This is a genomic window from Mycobacterium sp. 1245111.1, from assembly GCF_001673405.1.
Classification (GTDB): domain Bacteria; phylum Actinomycetota; class Actinomycetes; order Mycobacteriales; family Mycobacteriaceae; genus Mycobacterium.
The window spans coordinates 88,292-105,147 of record NZ_LZLV01000155.1 but is presented as its reverse complement, the minus strand read 5'-3'; the positions used below and the strand labels follow the sequence as shown (position 1 = coordinate 105,147).

Here is a 16,856-nt window from a genome sequence, read left to right as displayed (position 1 = left end):
CTACCCGATTACCGGGAGGCGACGTTCTTTGGCCAACCCGTCGAGCGCCTTCTGCATGACGCGCCGCACGTGCGAATCGACCGTGTCGATGTCGGGGTCTTCGCCGAATTCGGCTGTCACATCGATAGGTTCGAGCACCTGCATCACGATCTTGGTCGGCAGCGGCAGGTTCACCGGCAGCACCGCGGACAGCCCGAACGGGAAGCCCACCGAGATCGGCAGGATCTTCACCCGCATCAGCTTGTCCAGCCGCAGCGCTTTGGCCAGTCCCATCCCGCGGGACAGATACAGCTGGCTTTCCTGGCCGCCGATGGACACCGCGGGCACGATCGGAACGCCGGCGTTAAGAGCGGCCCGCACGTAACCGGTACGGCCGTCGAAGTCAATCACGTTCTCCGACAACGTCGGTCGGTATACGTCGTAGTCACCGCCCGGGAAGACCACCACCACGCCGCCGGACCGCAGTGCCTCGTCGGCATTTTCGTGATTGGCCCGGATGAAGCCGGTTTTGCGGAAGAAATCGCCGGTAGGCCCGGTGAAGATGACGTCGTGGCTCAGCGTGTATACCGGACGGTCGTAACCGAACTGTTCGTAGAACCCGGTGGCGAACACCGGCACGTCCATCGCGAACAGCCCACCGGAATGGTTCGCCACCACCAGCGCGCCGCCCGGCGGGAACGATTCCAGGCCGCGGATCTCGGCGCGGTGGTAGCCCTTGATCAGCGGACGAATCCAGCCCATCACCCGTTCGGTGAGGCCGGGGTCCCACTTGTTCATCTCGCTGGGTTCGATATCGGTGGCAGCCATTTGGCAGTGATGCTAGTCGAGCAGCCACGGCTCGCTACCATCTCTGCAACACCCGTTACAAACAGGACAAGGAGTGTCACACCGCCGTGAGCACCGAAGAAGCCACCGAACCAGAAGTCCTCGTCGAGCAGCGGGACCGGATCCTGATCATCACCATCAACCGGCCCAAGGCCAAGAACGCGGTCAACTCCGCGGTGGCGCACGGTTTGGCCGACGCGATGGACAAGCTCGACGGCGACCCCGGACTCTCGGTCGGCATCGTGACCGGTGCCGGCGGTTCGTTCTGCGCGGGGATGGACCTCAAGGCGTTCGCCCGCGGTGAGGTTCCCGTCGTCGAAGGCCGCGGCATGGGCTTCACCGAGCGTCCGCCGGTCAAGCCGCTGATCGCCGCCGTCGAGGGCTACGCACTGGCCGGAGGCACCGAGCTGGCACTGGCCACCGACCTGATCGTCGCGTCGAAAGACGCGTCGTTCGGCATCCCCGAGGTCAAGCGCGGACTGGTGGCCGGCGGCGGCGGGCTGCTGCGGCTGCCCGAGCGCATCCCGCCCGCGATCGCGATGGAGCTGGCGCTGACCGGCGAGCCCTTCACCGCCGAGCGGGCGCACGCGCTGGGCATGGTCAACGTGCTCGCCGAACCGGGCGGCGCGCTCGACGCGGCGATCGACCTGGCGGAGCGGATCACGGTCAACGGCCCGCTGGCTGTCGCCGCCACCAAGCAGATCATCGTCGAGTCCCGTGGCTGGAGCCCCGACGAGAAGTTCGCCAAGCAGAGCAGCATTCTGATGCCGGTGTTCACCTCCAACGACGCCAAGGAAGGCGCGACCGCGTTCGCCGAGAAGCGGCCGGCGAAGTGGACCGGCACCTGAGCTCGTAACGCGGCGGGCACGTCGTCTAAGCTTGCATGACAATCTGGGCGAGATTTGTAACGTGTGGACCCCACGGAAAGAGCGACTGTGAGTATTTCGCTACTGCTCGAGATGGCCAGCTCGAGCGATCCCGAGCGGACGGCCGTCGTCTCGGGGGATGTCCGGCTGACGACGCAGCAGCTCAGCGATCTCGCCGACGGCGGCGCGGGCGTCGTCGCCGGCTCGGGTGCCTCGCATGTGGCCTATGTCGGTGTCGGCGGGGCGATGTTGCCGCTGCTGATCTTCGCCTCGGCTCGGGCCGGGCTGGCGTTCACGCCGATCAACTACCGGCTGTCGGCCGACGGGATCAAGGCGTTGATCGCGCGGCTGCCCGATCCGATGGTGGTGATCGACCGCCGCTACCTCGACGAGCTGGGTGGGCCGCAGGGGCTCGACGGGCTAGCCAAGCAGGTCGTGCTGTCCGACGATTTCCTCGCCCAGGCCCGCGAGGGCGAACCGGCCGTGGAATTCGCCGACCCGGACTCGGTGGGCATCGTGTTGTTCACCTCGGGCACCACGTCGCAGCCCAAAGCCGTTGAGCTGACTCACAACAACCTGACCAGTTACGTCACTGGCACCGTCGAATTCGGCTCCGCCGCGCCGACCGATGCGGCGCTGATCTGTGTACCGCCGTATCACATCGCCGGGGTCAGCGCGGCGCTGTCGAACCTGTACGCCGGCCGCAGGATGGTCTATCTGCCCGTCTTCGACGCGCAGGAGTGGGTGCGCCTGGTCGACGCCGAACAGGTCACCAGCGCGACCGTGGTGCCGACCATGCTGGACCGAATCGTCGGCGCGCTGGACGGCACCGGACACCGGCTGCCGTCGCTGCGCAACCTCGCGTACGGCGGATCCAAGGTGCCGCTGCCGCTGGTCCGCAAGGCCCTTGAGCTGTTGCCCCATGTCGGCTTCGTCAACGCCTACGGCCTGACCGAGACGAGTTCGACGATCGCCGTGCTGACACCCGAGGATCACCGCGAGGCGCAGGCCGCCTCGGACCCGGCCGTGGTCAAGCGGCTGGGTTCGGTCGGCCAGCCGGTGCCGAGCGTCGAGGTGCAGATCCGCGGCGAGGACGGCGCGGTGCTGCCGGCGGGGGAGACGGGCGAGCTGTTCGTGCGCGGCGAGCAGGTGTCGGGTCGCTACACCGGAATCGGCTCGGTGCTCGACGCTGACGGGTGGTTCCCCACCAAGGACATCGCGATGCTCGACGAGGGTGGCTACCTATTCATCGGCGGCCGCAGCGACGACACGATCATCCGCGGCGGGGAGAACATCGCGCCCGCGGAATTGGAGGACGTACTCGTCGAGCACCCGCACGTGCGCGACGTCGCGGTCGTCGGTGTCGAGGATCCGCAGTGGGGACAGGCGATCGTCGCGGTGGTGGTGGCGGCCGCCGGAACCGACCCCGATGCCGAGGAATTGCGCGAGCATGTCCGCAAGAGTTTGCGGGGGTCGCGGACCCCTGACCGGGTAGTCTTTCGCGACGAGCTGCCCACCAACGCGACGGGCAAAGTGCTTCGCCGCGAAATCGTCGAAGAGCTTCGCGCCGCTCCGGCCGAGCAGTAAACGAACGCAAGGATCGAAACCATGATCAAGAACGGAACCCGTCTGGCCAGTCAGGTCTGCGACACCCAGGTGATCGTCGTTCGCAGCGCCGACAGCCTTGACGATCTGCGCTGCGGTGGGGCGCCGATGGTTGAGTTGGGCGCCGAGCGTTCCGGTGAGCTGGATCCGGCCTTCTCCGACGGCGCGATCATGGGCAAGCGTTACGTCGACGACGCCGGCGCCGAGGTGCTGGTGACCAAGGCCGGCGCCGGGACCCTGGCGGTGGGCCAGACGCCGCTGAGCCTGAAGGAAGCCAAGCCGCTACCGGCCAGCGACTAGCGCGCCGGAACGCCGTTACGGCGAACGAATTCCCTTGCCTTGACCAGGAATTCGAGCTGCTCGTAGGCCTTGTGCAGCGGTTCGCTGCTATGGCTGGAGCGGCATAACACGACGGCACCCTCCAGGGTCGCGATCGACATCACGGCCAGCGAGTCGGCGTCTGACTCCTCGAATCCGTCGGCGACGAATGCCCACGTGAGCGCTTTGCGCCAATGCGCGAAGATCCGTGCGGCCTCCGTGGACAGGCGGACCTCTTCATCGCATGAGCCGATGGCCGCGGCCACTACCGGGCAGCCGGCGTGGAAATCGCTTTCGGTCAGCTCGCGCTCCCAGAAGTCGACGAACTGGCGCAGCAGGACTTTGGCGCCCCGGCCGGCGGCGTCGTCGATACCGGCGGTGATCGCATCGCCCGCGTACTGCAGGGCCTCGGCGAGGATCTGATTGCGACCGTCCGGGAAGTGGTAGTAGACCGATCCGCGGGGCGCACCGCTACGGGTCAGCACCTCGTCGATGGTGACGCCGGCGGCGCCGCGTTCGCGCATCACCTCGGCGGCGCTGATCAGCATCTTGGTTCGGGTATCGCCGCGCTTACGGCGGGCGTGAGTCGCTAACGACATGGCAGACGACCTTTTCAGGCGGCTGGGGTGTGCCGAAGCTGGGGCATCCGCCAGTGAATGCCCCGCGCGTTGAACCGCACGGGCCGCAGGGTGCTGCGGCGCAATCCGGCCCATTCACCGCTGAGGCGGTAGCCCGCCACATTGAGTTCGACGATCAGCATGATCTTCTCCTGCTGCTGCCATGCGCCGAAGCTGACCGACACACGATTATGGCTTGAAGCATATAAGGCTTGCGTCCAGCAAGCAACTGCTTGGTAGGCCCTGGCGCTGCTCAGATCGAAAAATCCAAGTCGCCCCCCTCGGCCAGGGCAGCCGCAGCGTTTGGTTCAGAGCCGCCTGATTATGTTTTTAACCATAATTAGCGCCAGAAGGCCTTATCGAATCCATAACGTTCCCTTAATTTCCTTATTTTTCGGGATACCGTGCCTAGCTATGGATGTGACCTACCGAGTCGGAGAGAGCGCTGTCGTCCTGGGCGCGGGAATGGCGGGGCTGCTCGCGGCGCGGGTTCTCTCGGAGTTCTACGCCTCGGTGACAATCGTGGAACGCGACGCGTTGCCTGACCGCCCCGGCCATCGCAAAGGCGTTCCCCAGGATCGCCATCTTCACGCCCTGCTCGGCCGTGGCGTGCAGGTGCTGTCGGAGTTGTTGCCGGACGTGCTCGACGAGATGGCCGACGCCGGCGCGGTGGTTCTGCGCGACGGAGATCTTTCGCAGATCTACGCGCGGATGGGCCACTGGGAGCTGGCGCGCTCAGGCACGGTCGCCGACCCGGCCGCATTGACCCTGTGCCTCGCGAGTCGGCCGTTCATGGAGTTCTACGTTCGCCGGCAGGTGGCCACCCTGCCCAATGTGGCCGTGTTAGATCGCCACGACCTCCTTGAGCTTCGTGCCGGAACCGAGGCCGTGACCGGGGTTCACATCGTCAACCGCGACAACGAGTTAACGACCGTGCTGGATGCCGATCTTGTCGTCGATGCGACAGGCAGGGCGGCCCGGACGCCGGCATTCGTGGAGCGCCTCGGCTACGGGCGACCGACGGAGCAGCGTGCCCCGACTGCGGTGGGATACTCCAGTCAGCGCTTCGCCGTCGCCGACGATGCGATCGGCCAGCGCCTGGTCATGGCGAACCGGGGAGCGCGCCATCCTTCGGTGCTTCTGTCGGCCTGCGAGCACGACACATGGATGCTTGCCGTCGGTCGCCCCCTTGAAAGTGGCGGAGCACCAGCCGATTTCGACGAGATGCTGGCCTTGGCCGACGACGTCTTGCCTGGAAGCATCGGTGAGGGACTGCGCACGGCGCGCCCCATTGGGGAGATCGCGACGTTTCGCAACCCCACGTCGATCTGGCGGCGATACGACCGCATGGAGCGCTTTCCAGGCGGATTGCTGGTGATGGGCGATGCGCAGTGCAGCCTCAATCCGATCTACGGCCAGGGCATGACGATGGCGGCGTTGCAGGCAATCACGTTGCGTGATTGCCTGCACGACGGCCGGGACGAGTTGGCGCGGCGATTCTTCGCCGGCAGCGCACGAACCATCGGCCCGGTGTGGGCGCGTAACCAAGCAAACGAGCGAGCGCCCGCCGCCGCCGGCACGCGGTCGATGCAGGCGCGACTGCGCAGCCGCATCGTCAAGGGCGCTCTGATCGCCGCGGCGAAAGACGCCGCCGTCGCCGAACGCCTGCTCCGGGTCGCCCACCTCATCGACCCGCCTGAGCGGGTCAACGATCCCAAACTGCTGACTCGCATCGTCGCCGCCAACGCGCGCCATCACTGTTCGCGACTCGCGCGGCGGAGTTAGGCTCGGCCCAGGCGATCGAAAGGCGTCGGCGATGGGCCACTACAAGAGCAATGTGCGCGACCTCGAGTTCAACCTGTTCGAGTCGCTGAAGCTGGACGAGGTGCTCGCCGACGACGCGTTCGGCGACCTGGATGGCGACTCGGTACGGCAGATGCTTTCCGAGGCTGCGCGGTTGGCCGAGGGTCCGGTGGCCGAGTCATTCGCCGAGAGCGACCGCCATCCGCCGACATTCGACCCCGACACCCACGTCGTCACGCTGCCCGAGCCGTTCAAGAAGTCGCTGCGGGCGTGGTGGGAAGGCGAGTGGTTCCGGGTCGGACTCGACGAGAACGTCGGGGGCGTACCCGCGCCCTCGATGGTGCAATGGGCGATCAACGAGTTGGTCCTCGGCGCCAACCCCGCAGTTTTCATGTACATGGCCGGCCCGATTCTGGCCAACATCCTTTACGGGATTGGCAATGAGCAGCAACGGCATTGGGCGTCGATGGCCATCGACCGCAACTGGGGCGCGACGATGGTGCTCACCGAACCCGATGCCGGATCCGACGTCGGCGCCGGCCGGACCAAGGCGGTCGACCAGGGCGACGGCACCTGGCACATCGACGGCGTCAAGCGGTTCATCACCAGCGGCGACAGCGACGACGTCTTCGAGAACATCCTGCACATGGTGCTGGCTCGTCCTGAGGGCGCCGCGCCCGGCACCAAGGGCCTGAGCCTGTTTCTGGTGCCCAAGTTCCTGCTCGACCCGGAGACCGGCGAGCCAGGTGAGCGCAACGGCGCCTTCGTCACCAACGTCGAGCACAAGATGGGTCTAAAAGTCTCGGCCACTTGCGAATTGACTTTTGGCCAGCACGGCGTCCCAGCGGTCGGCTGGCTGGTCGGCGACACCCACCGCGGGATCGCGCAGATGTTCAAGATCATCGAGTATGCCCGAATGATGGTCGGCACCAAGGCTATTGCCACATTGTCAACCGGCTACCTGAACGCCCTGGACTACGCCAAGACCCGGATCCAGGGCGCCGACCTGACCCAGATGACCGACAAAACGGCGCCGCGTGTGACGATCATTCACCATCCCGACGTCCGCCGCGCCCTGCTGACCCAGAAGGCCTACGCCGAAGGACTGCGCGCGCTCTACCTCTATACCGCGGCGCATCAGGACCCGTCGGTCGCGGCGATAGTCTCCGGCGCCGACGCCGATCTGGCGGAGCGGGTCAACGATCTGCTCCTGCCGATCGTGAAAGGTGTTGGCTCCGAAAGGGCTTACCAAACCCTGACCGAGTCGCTGCAGACCTTCGGCGGGTCCGGCTTCCTGCAGGACTACCCGATCGAGCAATACATTCGCGACGCGAAGATCGACTCGTTGTACGAAGGCACCACCGCGATCCAGGCGCAGGACTTCTTCTTCCGCAAGATCGTCCGCGACCACGGCGCGTCGCTGGCCCATGTGGTCAAGCAGATCGAAGCGTTCATCGACAGCGACGATGCCCGACCCGAACTCGCCGACGCCCGCTCGCGGCTGGCCACCGCCGTCGACGACATGCAGGGCTGGGTCGCCACCATGACGGGGTATCTGGTCGACTCCCAGCAGAACGCCGCGGAGCTCTACCGCGTCGGGCTGGAGTCGGTGCCCTTCCTGATGGCCGTCGGCGATCTGCTGATCGGCTGGTTGCTCCTTGGGCAAGCCGAAATCGCGCTGACAGCCCTCGATAGCGACCCGAGCCCGGCCGACCGCTCCTTCTACAGCGGAAAGGTCGCTGCGGCAAACTTTTTCGTCAAGAACATGCTGCCGCGGCTGACTGCCGAACGCGGCATCGCCGCCAACGTCGACCTCGCGGTCATGCAACTTCGCGAAGAGGCGTTCTAGGCCCGAGCTTGCGGGTCGATGTCGACTGCGGCGGCGACCTGTCGCCAGAGGACGTCGATGATGCGATCGGGCCGCGGACGCGGTGTGCGGCCGAGAGCGGTGACCATCACCCGCTGCATCGCGCCGAACATCGCCGCGCCGGCCAATTCGGGGTCGATGGATGACGGTAGTTCGCAGCGCTTCTGGCCGCGACGGATGCTGGCCGCGGCGTGTTTGACGACGCTGTCGACGTGCCTGTTCTCAGTAAGCGCGACCTCGGGCTCGCGCGATAGCCGGGTGTAGATGATGACGGCCATCGGATCGGTGTAATGGAAGTGCACGCCCCTCTCGAGACGGCTGCGTTCGTGCTGCGCCCAGGTGCCCAGATCGTCGAGATCGAGGTCAAGAACCTCGATGTGTAGGCGGTGGTAGAAATCGTCCAGCAGCGCGCTCACGAGTCCCGCCCGTGTCCCGAAGTACCGGTTGACCAGGCTGGGCACGACACCTGCGGCCTGCGCGACCCACGCGATCTCGATGTGACCATCGTTGGCGATTGCGACGTCGCGGGCACATGTCAGGAGCCGTTCGCGGGTCGCGCGTCCCTTTTGAGTCCTCGGTTCAGCGGTCGTGACCACGGAGAGGATCCTACCAAAAAATAAATTGACGTCACTTCATTTTTGACATAGCATCACGGCCGTGAGTCCTTTAACAAGGCCGCTGATCGCCGACGATGTAGAGATTGTGCGCCGCATACTCAGTCATATTGATGCGGGGACGACCGACGAAGGTGAGGCTTGGCGCGAACCGGTCGAAAACTACCTCGACCCAAGGCGATTCGTGGATGAAATGCGTGTGCTGCGCTCACTGCCCAGCGTGTTCATTCCGTCGGCGGCGATCCCGAATTCAGGCGACCATGTCGAACGAGCTTGCTTCGGTACGCCGCTGTTCGCGGTTCGCGGCAGCGATGGCCGGGCGCGGGTATTCCGCAATGGCTGCCGTCATCGCGGGATGGCGCTGGTTGAGGGGAGCGGATGCTCTCGTGCACTGGTCTGCCGGTACCACGGCTGGACTTATCGTCTCGACGGCTCACTTTCGCATGTTCCGCATGCGGATGCCTTTCCGGATTTGAACACCTCGACCCGGGGTCTCGTCGAAGTCATCAGCCGTGAGGTTGATGGACTCATTGTCATCGGCGCATTAGACCGAGACTGCGCTGACGAAGCGATGGCAGGACTGAGCGACGGGAGCCTGTGGCGCGACAAGCTGCTGCCGGCCAAGCGGCTGGTGGAACAGAACTCCGTTGTGCTGCAGATCAATTGGAAGGTACTCATCGAGCAATTCCTGGAGGGCTATCACATTCGATCGACGCACCGTGAGACGTTCTTCCCGCTCCAGTACGACGACCTCAACATCGTGGAGACATTCGGGTCGAACAGTCGAATCACCTTCCCATACCGCAACATTGAAAGGCTTCGTGACCGTCCGGAGTCGGCGTGGACTACCAAGGAGCGGATGACGTTCGTCTATCAGCTGTTCCCGAACGTGATGATCGCGACGTTTCCGGATCAGGTGATCGTGGTTGTCGTGGACCCAATTGATGTCGACCACTCGATGTTCACCAGCTATACCGTCGCCACACCCGAGGTTGCGGATGCTGCGTTGAGCCCCGCCATAACTGCTCCCACCCTGCTCCAGCAGGGTGCGTTGGAGGACAACGAAATGTCGATGGGTGTGCAGCGCGGGTTGCGCTCCGGGGCGAATGCCTTCGTGGAGTTCGGACGGCACGAAAGTGCCATCGGGCACTTCCACGCCAACCTCGATCGACACCTCGCGCGGCTGACCGAGATTTCTGGCTAGCCTTCGCGTGGCCCACACGGGCGTAAGGTTCGACCATGAACCTCGGGGCCAGGACACCCGACGTCCACTATGCAAAGAGTGGCGGCCTAAACATCGCGTTCTCGGTGATCGGCGAGGGGCCCCACCTCGTCGTCGCGCCTGGCTTTATCTCACACCTCGACATCATGTGGGAGGAGCCGTCGGTCGCGCACTTCTACTCGCGGCTCGCGTCGTTCCGCCGTGTCGTCACCTTTGACAAGCGGGGCACAGGCCTCTCGGATCCGGTGATGCACGCGCCGACGTTGGAACAGTCCGTCGACGACCTGCGCGCCGTCATGGACGCTGCCGGATGTGAACGCGCCGACCTCTTGGGCATTTCCGAGGGCGGCACGATGGCGATGCTGATGACGGCCAGCCATCCCGACCGAGTGAATGCGCTCGTCCTGTACAGCACGTTCTCCCGCCTGCTCCGAGCGCCCGACTACCCGCTAGGCGTCACCGAGGAGCAGCTATCGGCGTTGGTCGAGTTGAGCGCCAAAGGCTGGGGGGAGGGCGTCGGACTCGGCGGATGGGCTCCGAGCCGGCGGGGCGACGCCGATCTGCGGCGGTGGTGGGCGCGGCTGCAGCGGGTTGCCGCCAGCCCGGGCATGGTCCGCAATATCTTCGCGCTCTATCCGCAGTTGGACATACGCGACGTGCTGCCCGCGATTCAGGTGCCGACGCTCGTTCTCCACCGGCGGGACGACCTGATGTTGAGGCTCGAGATGGGCCGCTACCTCGCCGACCACATTCCCGGGGCCAAGTTCGTCGAGCTCGACGGCACCGACCACCTGTTCTTTACGGGCGACGCCGACTCCGTGCTCGATGAGATCGAAGAGTTCCTCACCGGCGTCCGGCCGCTGCCTGCGGTCGAGCGCGTCCTGGCCACCGTGCTGTTTACCGACATCGTCGATTCCACGAAGCGAGCGGTCGAGCTTGGCGACCAGCGCTGGAAGGAGCTGCTCGGCAGGCACGACGCCCAGGTCCGGCGCCAGCTCGAGCGCTTCCACGGCCGTGAGGTCAACACGACGGGCGATGGCTTCCTCGCCCGGTTCGACGGACCCGCCCGCGCGATCCGGTGTGCGATGGCGATCCGCGACGTGCTGCGGAGCCTCGGCCTCGAGGTGCGGGCGGGCGTGCACACGGGCGAGGTCGAGTTGCGCGACGACGACATCAGCGGCGTCGCCGTCCACATCGCCGCACGTGTAGCAGCCGCGGCCAGGGCGGGCGAGGTGCTCGTCTCGCGCATCGTCGTGGATCTGGTCGCCGGGTCGGGCCTCAACTTCAGCGCCCGCGGCGAGCACCGCCTCAAGGGTGTAGCGGGCGAGTGGGGCTTGTTCGCGGTCGAGGGCTGACGGCGCGAGCGTGACGGCGCTTAGTCGGTGGTGTAGCCCATCGGCATCAGCACGCTCTTCTGCTGCGTGTAGTGCTCGACACCCTCGGGACCGTTCTCGCGACCGATGCCCGAGTTCTTGTACCCGCCGAACGGACAGCAGGGGTCGAACGCGTACCAGTTGATCGCGTAGGTGCCGGTGCGGATCTGCTCGGCGACCTTGATGCCGCGCGGCACATCGGTGGTCCACACGCTGCCCGCCAACCCGTACGCCGAGTCGTTGGCGATCTTGATCGCGTCCTCTTCGGTGTCATAAGGAATGATGCTCAGCACCGGGCCGAAGATTTCCTCCTGCGCGATCGTCATCTTGTTGTCGACGTCGGCGAACACGGTCGGCTGGACATAGAAACCGTTGTCCAGTCCTTCGGGCCGCCCACCGCCGGTCACCAGTCGCGCGCCCTCTTCGACGCCCTTGGCGATGTAGCTCTCGACGCGGTCCCGCTGCTTCTCCGAGATCAGCGAGCCGATCTGCGCGCCCGGATCCGACGGTGGACCGACCGGCAGCGAGGCCGCGAAATTGCCTACCGCTTCCACGATTTCGTCGTAGCGCGAACGCGGCGCCAGGATGCGGGTCTGCGCCACGCAGGCCTGACCGCTGTTCATGACTCCGGAGAACACCAGCATCGGGATCGAAGCGGCCAGGTCGACGTCCTCGAGCAGGATGGCCGCCGACTTTCCGCCGAGCTCCAGCGTGCACGGCTTGAGCATCTCGGCGGCGCGCTTGCCGATTTCCTTGCCGACGCCCGAGCTGCCGGTGAACGAGAAGACGTCGATGTCGGGGTTGGACGTCAGCGCCTGCCCGGTCTCGACGCCGCCCGGAACGATCGACAGCACACCCTCGGGCAGGCCGGCCTCGGCGAACACCTCCGCCAAAGCGTTTGCGCTCAAAGGAGTTTCGGCGGCCGGCTTGAGCACCACCGTGCAGCCGGCCAGCAGCGCCGGGCCCAGCTTGTTGATCGCCAGGAACAGCGGGACGTTCCACGCCACGATCGCGCCCACCACACCGAGTGGTTCACGGTAGACGATGGTCTGCCCGTAGCCGCCGTGACGGACTTCCTGCCACTTGACCTGATCGACGGCGGGCCCGGCGAAGAAGTTCAAGCACCCGATGCCGCTCATCCACTGCATGGTCTCGACGGACGTCGGCGGCTGGCCGGTTTCGTCGCTGAGCAGTTTGACGAAGTGGTCTTTGCGCTCCTCCATCAGCTTGAGAGCGCCGGCGATGACCGCCGCCCGCTCCTTCGGCGGCGTCGAGGGCCACGGGCCGTGGTCGAAGGCATCGCGGGCCGCGGCGACCGCGGCGTCAACGTCGGCGGCAGCTGCCAGCGGCACCTTGCCGACGTACTCGCCGGTCGCGGGGCAGTGCACCTCGATGACATCCGACGTGGACGGCTCGGTCCACTTGCCGCCGATGAAAAGCTTGTCGTACTCCGTTGTAGCTTGCTTCGTTGTGACGTCAGTCATTTACCGCCGCTCCTCCTCATCGCTCCGCTCTGCATCGTCGCCGGCGGGCATGCTGGCCACCCTACCCAAGCGACGGCGAAACGAGAACACGTTTCATTATTGCGGCCGAAGCACCAGCACGAGATTGCTCACCAGGAACTCACGCACCACCGGCACGGCCGTCAGCCACCAAGCCCATTTCGGGTGGTAGCGCGGAAACGCGGCGATCAAGGCGCCCGTACTCGCGGCCCAGTCCAGCCCGTCCGCCGCCGACACCGCGAACAACGACGACCCGTAGTTGTTTTTGGCCGGATGGCCGTGTTTACGGGCATACCGCGCCGCGGCCCGGACCCCGCCGAGGTAGTGGGTCAGGCCCATCTCGTGGCCGCCGAACGGGCCGAGCCACACCGTGTAGGACAGCACCACCAGGCCGCCGGGCCTGGTGACGCGCAGCATCTCGCCACCGAGTTCCCATGGCCGCGGCACGTGCTCGGCGACATTCGACGACAGGCAGATGTCCACGCTGTTGTCGGCGAACGGCAGGGCCATGCCCGACGCCCGGACGAACGTCCCGGAGTCCCGCGCCAAAACCGGTCCCGCAGCGTGCATTTCGTTCGGGTCCGGCTCGACGCCGATATAGCGCAGCCCGGCGTCGGCGAATGCTCCCGCGAAGTATCCGGGTCCGCCGCCGACGTCGAGCACCCGTTGCCCGACCGGCCGTTCGCCATGGATGCCCTGCCAGAGGTCACCGACCAGGTCGACGGTGTCGGCGGCCAGCGGGCCGTAGAACCGCGGCGGGTCGGCCTGCTCGTAGCGAAAACTGGCCAGCAGCCGCACCGAGCGGCGCAGGGTCGCCCGCCGCGCAAACACCTCGGTCACGGCCACCGGCCAACCCTACGGTTAGACGCCGGTTAGTCTGGCGTTTGATGTCTGGTCTGCGTTCGGTCCTGTTGCTGTGCTGGCGCGATACCGGCCACCCGCAGGGCGGCGGCAGCGAAACCTATCTGCAGCGCATCGGCGCGCAGCTGGCCGCCTCCGGCGTGGACGTCACGCTGCGCACCGCGCGGTATCCCGGATCGGCGCGACGAGAGGTCGTCGATGGCGTGCACATCGATCGGGTCGGCGGCCGGTACTCGGTCTACATCTGGGCGATGCTGGCGATGGCCGCGGCCAGGCTCGGCCTCGGACCGTTGCGGCGGGTACGACCCGACGTCGTCGTCGATACCCAGAACGGCCTGCCGTTTCTGGCCCGGCTGATCTACGGTCAGCGCGTCGCGCTATTGGTGCACCACTGCCACCGCGAGCAGTGGCCGGTCGCCGGCTGGTTCCTCAGCCGGGTCGGCTGGTTCGTCGAATCATGGCTGTCGCCGAAACTTAACCGTCGCAATCAGTACGTAACGGTGTCACTGCCGTCGGCTCGCGACCTGGTCGGCCTCGGAGTCGAACACGAGCGAATTGCCGTGGTGCGCAACGGGCTCGACGAGGCTCCGGCGCCGTCATTGACCGGCCCGCGCTCGGTGACTCCGCGGGTGGTGGTGTTGTCACGGCTGGTGCCGCACAAGCAGATTGAGGACGCGTTGGACGCGGTGGCACAGCTGCGGACATCCGTGCCCGGTCTGCATCTCGACGTCGTCGGGGGCGGTTGGTGGTCCGAGCGGCTGACCGATCACGCTGAGCGCTTAGGTATCCGGGACGCGGTGACATTTCACGGACATATCGAAGATGCGGCCAAACACCTTGTGCTGCAACAGGCTTGGGTGCACGTGCTGCCGTCCCGGAAAGAAGGCTGGGGCCTGGCGGTCATCGAGGCGGCTCAGCACGCGGTGCCCACCGTCGGCTACCGGTCGTCGGGCGGGCTGGCCGACTCGATCATCGACGGGGTGACCGGCGTGCTGGTCGACGATCACGCCGACCTGGTGGACCGGCTCGAGCAATTGCTGGCCGACCCGGTGTTGCGCGACGAGCTCGGTGCTAAGGCGCAGGTCCGCAGCACCGAATTCTCGTGGCGGACAAGCGCGGACGCGATGCGTTCGGTACTGAAGTCAGTCGCCGCCGGTGTTCGCGTCAGCGGCGTGGTCTAGCGACTGGCCTCTTGCGCCAGTGCTGCCGCGAGCCGCGCGTAACTTCGTTGCAGCGTCTGCTGCAGATTCCTGATACCCGGGACTCGGGGAGTGCACGACGCTGTCCATACGATCAGCGACCCTTCCGGTCGGTCGTCGATGCGGATATCGCCGTGATAGTCCTTAAGGAGCACGCGCTGATACCAGGGAAAAGTTGCGACGTAAGCATGATGGTGGGGCCAAGTGCCGTCCACGATCCGGTCGCGGGTCACGCCGATCCCGATGCGCATCTTTCGCACGCCGCCGACACCTGTGTCGGGCGCTCCCCGCACCTCCCACGACGCGGCGGAAATCCCCGGCATGAAATCCGGCCAACGGTCGAGGTCCATCAAGGCGTCGTAGACGGAGGCCGCGCTCGCCGCCGACGACTGTTCCACTCTGATCGACACCGGGGTGACCATGATGCGCGAATCTACTACGGCAATCCGCGCCGTCAGCCCCAATAAACCAAAAGGTGTCGCGGGGTCACACCACCGGCGATCGCGGCCTGACACCGACCGCCGACCCCGCCGCTCCGCCGAGCAGCATCGCCAGCCACGCCAGATGCGCGACGATCACCACCGCTCGCCGACCCGCCGATGCGCCTCCGGTGTTCCCGCCGACCTGATACAGCATCAGGTCTCGCCCGCGATACGCAACGGGCAGTCGATCCAAAGTCTCTGCGGCCGTGCTCATGTCGCCGGGCGTACCCATCTCGACCACCAACCAGCCCACACCGGCCGCACGTATCTGATCGGGGTCGGCACCGGCCAGCAGCAGTCGCTGTACGTCACGGGCTCGGTCGCCCTCTCCCAGCACCGTCGTCCCGGAGATCGTCAGGTCGCCCGTCATCAACACGTCGGCGCGTAGCCAGCGCGGCAGCGGATCCAGCACCGGCGCCGGCCCGGACCAGGTGAACCGCCGCATGGTGTCGGCCGGCAACACCGCGACCTCGGCGGGCTCGCGGTTGATCACCGCCGCGACCGCCGACCAGTCGCCCGGGTAGTGCACCGACGCGACCTTTCCCCCTGCGCCCCAAGCCAAGTCCGGCAACGACAGAACCAGAGCGAGGCAGCACAGCAGGGCTGCCGAAAACGGTCGCAGCCAGCGTCGTAACGTCAGCACCGCGCCGGCACCGGCCAATGCGTAGCCGGGCATCGCCAATGCGACCCACTTCTGCCCGTCGCGCAGCACCCCCAGTCCGGGCGCGGCCTCGACCGCCGCGTGCAGGACGGCCAAACCCGGGCCGGTGGCCAGCGCAGCGGGAATCAGCACCGACACTGCTGCCAGCACCAGCAACGGCCGCACCGCGCGACACCGGGCAAGCGCGACGCAACCGGCGGCCACCATCGCGAGCATGACAAAAGCGGATACCAGGGCGAAATACGTTGCACGCGAGGCTGGTACCGCGTCACCGTTCCAGATCCCGCCCAGGCTGGCCAGGCTGCCCAGCGTGCCGAGGCCCGGCTCGGCGCGGGCCGCGAACGCGGCGATCCCCGGCGTGTGCGCCCACATATCCGACGCCGACAGGCCCAGGGCCGACGCCGTCAGCCACGGTAGCGCGCCCACCGCGGCGGTGCCCAATGTGATTGCGGCACAACGGCGACGTGACATGCCGGTACCCGGCACCGCGACACACGTCAAGGCGACGACGGCGGCCAGAATCAACCCGGTCGGGGTCAAGCCGGCCAGCGCGATCCAGAATGCCAACCTGAAAATGCCTGTTCGCGAAAGCGTTTCGCTCGTCCGCAACGACACTACGGTCGTCGCCGCCCAGGGCAGGCACCCGTATCCGAGCAGCAGACTCCAATGTCCCTGCAGCAGTCGCTCGCCGACATAGGGATTCCAGATCGCCAACGTGATCGCCGCGAATTCGCCTCCCGCACCGGATTCCGGTACCAGCAGCGCCGCCAGGCGGGCGGCACCCCAGCCGGCCACAAACAGACCCAAGACAAGTAGCGCCTTCACCACGACGCCGCCGTCGACCACGCCGGAGGCCAGCGCGACCGCGAAATCCTGCGGCGTCGCGCGCGGAGCCGAGACCAGCCCGAGGGCGCTATCGGTGAGATACGACCTTGGCGTGGACACCGCGTCGCGCAGCAGCAGATAGCCGGGGCTCAGCAGCGGCGCCACCACCAGCAGCGCCAACGCCAGCGCATACCCCGGACGAGACCAGCGCACGCT

At 66.4% G+C, this 16,856-nt stretch carries 16 protein-coding genes; 8 read left to right on the top strand and 8 right to left on the bottom strand.

The window, feature by feature from the left end; genetic code table 11:
* Positions 1-807 carry a 1-acyl-sn-glycerol-3-phosphate acyltransferase gene (locus tag A5658_RS26660; RefSeq protein WP_067342466.1) on the bottom strand — a complete coding sequence of 269 codons (807 nt, stop codon included), beginning with the start codon at positions 805-807 and terminating at the stop codon, positions 1-3.
* Positions 808-893: 86 nt separating this feature from the next.
* Between A5658_RS26660 and A5658_RS26655 the strand changes: the two genes are divergently transcribed.
* From A5658_RS26655 to A5658_RS26645, 3 genes are all read left to right on the top strand, one after another.
* Entirely contained in the window at positions 894-1,673 is a 780-nt protein-coding gene (locus tag A5658_RS26655; protein WP_067342464.1) for a crotonase/enoyl-CoA hydratase family protein, read from the top strand.
* Positions 1,674-1,760: 87 nt separating this feature from the next.
* Positions 1,761-3,278: a class I adenylate-forming enzyme family protein gene (locus tag A5658_RS26650; protein WP_067342462.1), complete on the top strand. Its 1,518-nt coding sequence runs from the start codon at positions 1,761-1,763 to the stop codon at positions 3,276-3,278.
* Positions 3,279-3,299: 21 nt separating this feature from the next.
* The gene (locus A5658_RS26645; protein WP_067342460.1) at positions 3,300-3,596 is read left to right on the top strand and encodes a hypothetical protein; all 297 of its coding nucleotides are present in this window, start codon (positions 3,300-3,302) and stop codon (positions 3,594-3,596) included.
* Here the strand turns inward: A5658_RS26645 and A5658_RS26640 are convergent.
* Positions 3,593-4,213: a TetR/AcrR family transcriptional regulator gene (locus A5658_RS26640; RefSeq protein WP_067342458.1), complete on the bottom strand. Its 621-nt coding sequence runs from the start codon at positions 4,211-4,213 to the stop codon at positions 3,593-3,595. The genes A5658_RS26645 and A5658_RS26640 overlap by 4 nt on opposite strands.
* 14 nt (positions 4,214-4,227) lie before the next feature.
* On the bottom strand, positions 4,228-4,416 hold the full coding sequence (locus A5658_RS26635) for a hypothetical protein (protein WP_067342456.1): 189 nt from the start codon (positions 4,414-4,416) through the stop codon (positions 4,228-4,230).
* A 229-nt stretch (positions 4,417-4,645) separates the two neighbouring features.
* On the opposite strand from A5658_RS26635, the gene A5658_RS26630 reads away from it, so the two are divergent.
* Both A5658_RS26630 and A5658_RS26625 read left to right on the top strand, forming a co-directional pair.
* The gene (locus A5658_RS26630) at positions 4,646-6,016 is read left to right on the top strand and encodes an NAD(P)/FAD-dependent oxidoreductase (RefSeq protein WP_067342453.1); all 1,371 of its coding nucleotides are present in this window, start codon (positions 4,646-4,648) and stop codon (positions 6,014-6,016) included.
* A 31-nt stretch (positions 6,017-6,047) separates the two neighbouring features.
* Entirely contained in the window at positions 6,048-7,883 is a 1,836-nt protein-coding gene (locus A5658_RS26625; protein ID WP_067342451.1) for an acyl-CoA dehydrogenase, read from the top strand.
* Here A5658_RS26625 and A5658_RS26620 read toward each other — a convergent pair.
* Positions 7,880-8,497, bottom strand: coding sequence for a TetR/AcrR family transcriptional regulator (locus tag A5658_RS26620; protein ID WP_082993436.1), 618 nt, complete (start codon positions 8,495-8,497; stop codon positions 7,880-7,882). The genes A5658_RS26625 and A5658_RS26620 overlap by 4 nt on opposite strands.
* Before the next feature lie 61 nt (positions 8,498-8,558).
* Here A5658_RS26620 and A5658_RS26615 point away from each other — a divergent pair, with 61 nt between their 5' ends.
* Both A5658_RS26615 and A5658_RS26610 read left to right on the top strand, forming a co-directional pair.
* A complete protein-coding gene (locus A5658_RS26615; protein ID WP_067342448.1) occupies positions 8,559-9,719 on the top strand; it encodes an SRPBCC family protein in 1,161 nt (386 codons plus the stop codon).
* Positions 9,720-9,754: 35 nt separating this feature from the next.
* Complete coding sequence (locus A5658_RS26610) at positions 9,755-11,092, top strand: adenylate/guanylate cyclase domain-containing protein (RefSeq protein ID WP_067342446.1); 1,338 nt, start codon at positions 9,755-9,757, stop codon at positions 11,090-11,092.
* A 20-nt stretch (positions 11,093-11,112) separates the two neighbouring features.
* Here A5658_RS26610 and A5658_RS26605 read toward each other — a convergent pair whose 3' ends face one another.
* Positions 11,113-12,594: an aldehyde dehydrogenase gene (locus A5658_RS26605; protein WP_067342444.1), complete on the bottom strand. Its 1,482-nt coding sequence runs from the start codon at positions 12,592-12,594 to the stop codon at positions 11,113-11,115.
* Between the two features lie 96 nt (positions 12,595-12,690).
* The gene (locus A5658_RS26600; protein WP_067342442.1) at positions 12,691-13,458 is read right to left on the bottom strand and encodes a class I SAM-dependent methyltransferase; all 768 of its coding nucleotides are present in this window, start codon (positions 13,456-13,458) and stop codon (positions 12,691-12,693) included.
* Between the two features lie 41 nt (positions 13,459-13,499).
* Between A5658_RS26600 and A5658_RS26595 the strand changes: the two genes are divergently transcribed.
* Positions 13,500-14,654, top strand: coding sequence for a glycosyltransferase family 4 protein (locus A5658_RS26595; protein WP_067342440.1), 1,155 nt, complete (start codon positions 13,500-13,502; stop codon positions 14,652-14,654).
* On the opposite strand, the gene A5658_RS26590 is transcribed toward A5658_RS26595, so the two are convergent.
* Positions 14,651-15,094 carry an SRPBCC family protein gene (locus A5658_RS26590; protein WP_067342438.1) on the bottom strand — a complete coding sequence of 148 codons (444 nt, stop codon included), beginning with the start codon at positions 15,092-15,094 and terminating at the stop codon, positions 14,651-14,653. The genes A5658_RS26595 and A5658_RS26590 overlap by 4 nt on opposite strands.
* Before the next feature lie 64 nt (positions 15,095-15,158).
* Positions 15,159-16,853 carry a hypothetical protein gene (locus A5658_RS26585; RefSeq protein ID WP_067342437.1) on the bottom strand — a complete coding sequence of 565 codons (1,695 nt, stop codon included), beginning with the start codon at positions 16,851-16,853 and terminating at the stop codon, positions 15,159-15,161.
* Between the last annotated feature and the right edge of the window lie 3 nt (positions 16,854-16,856).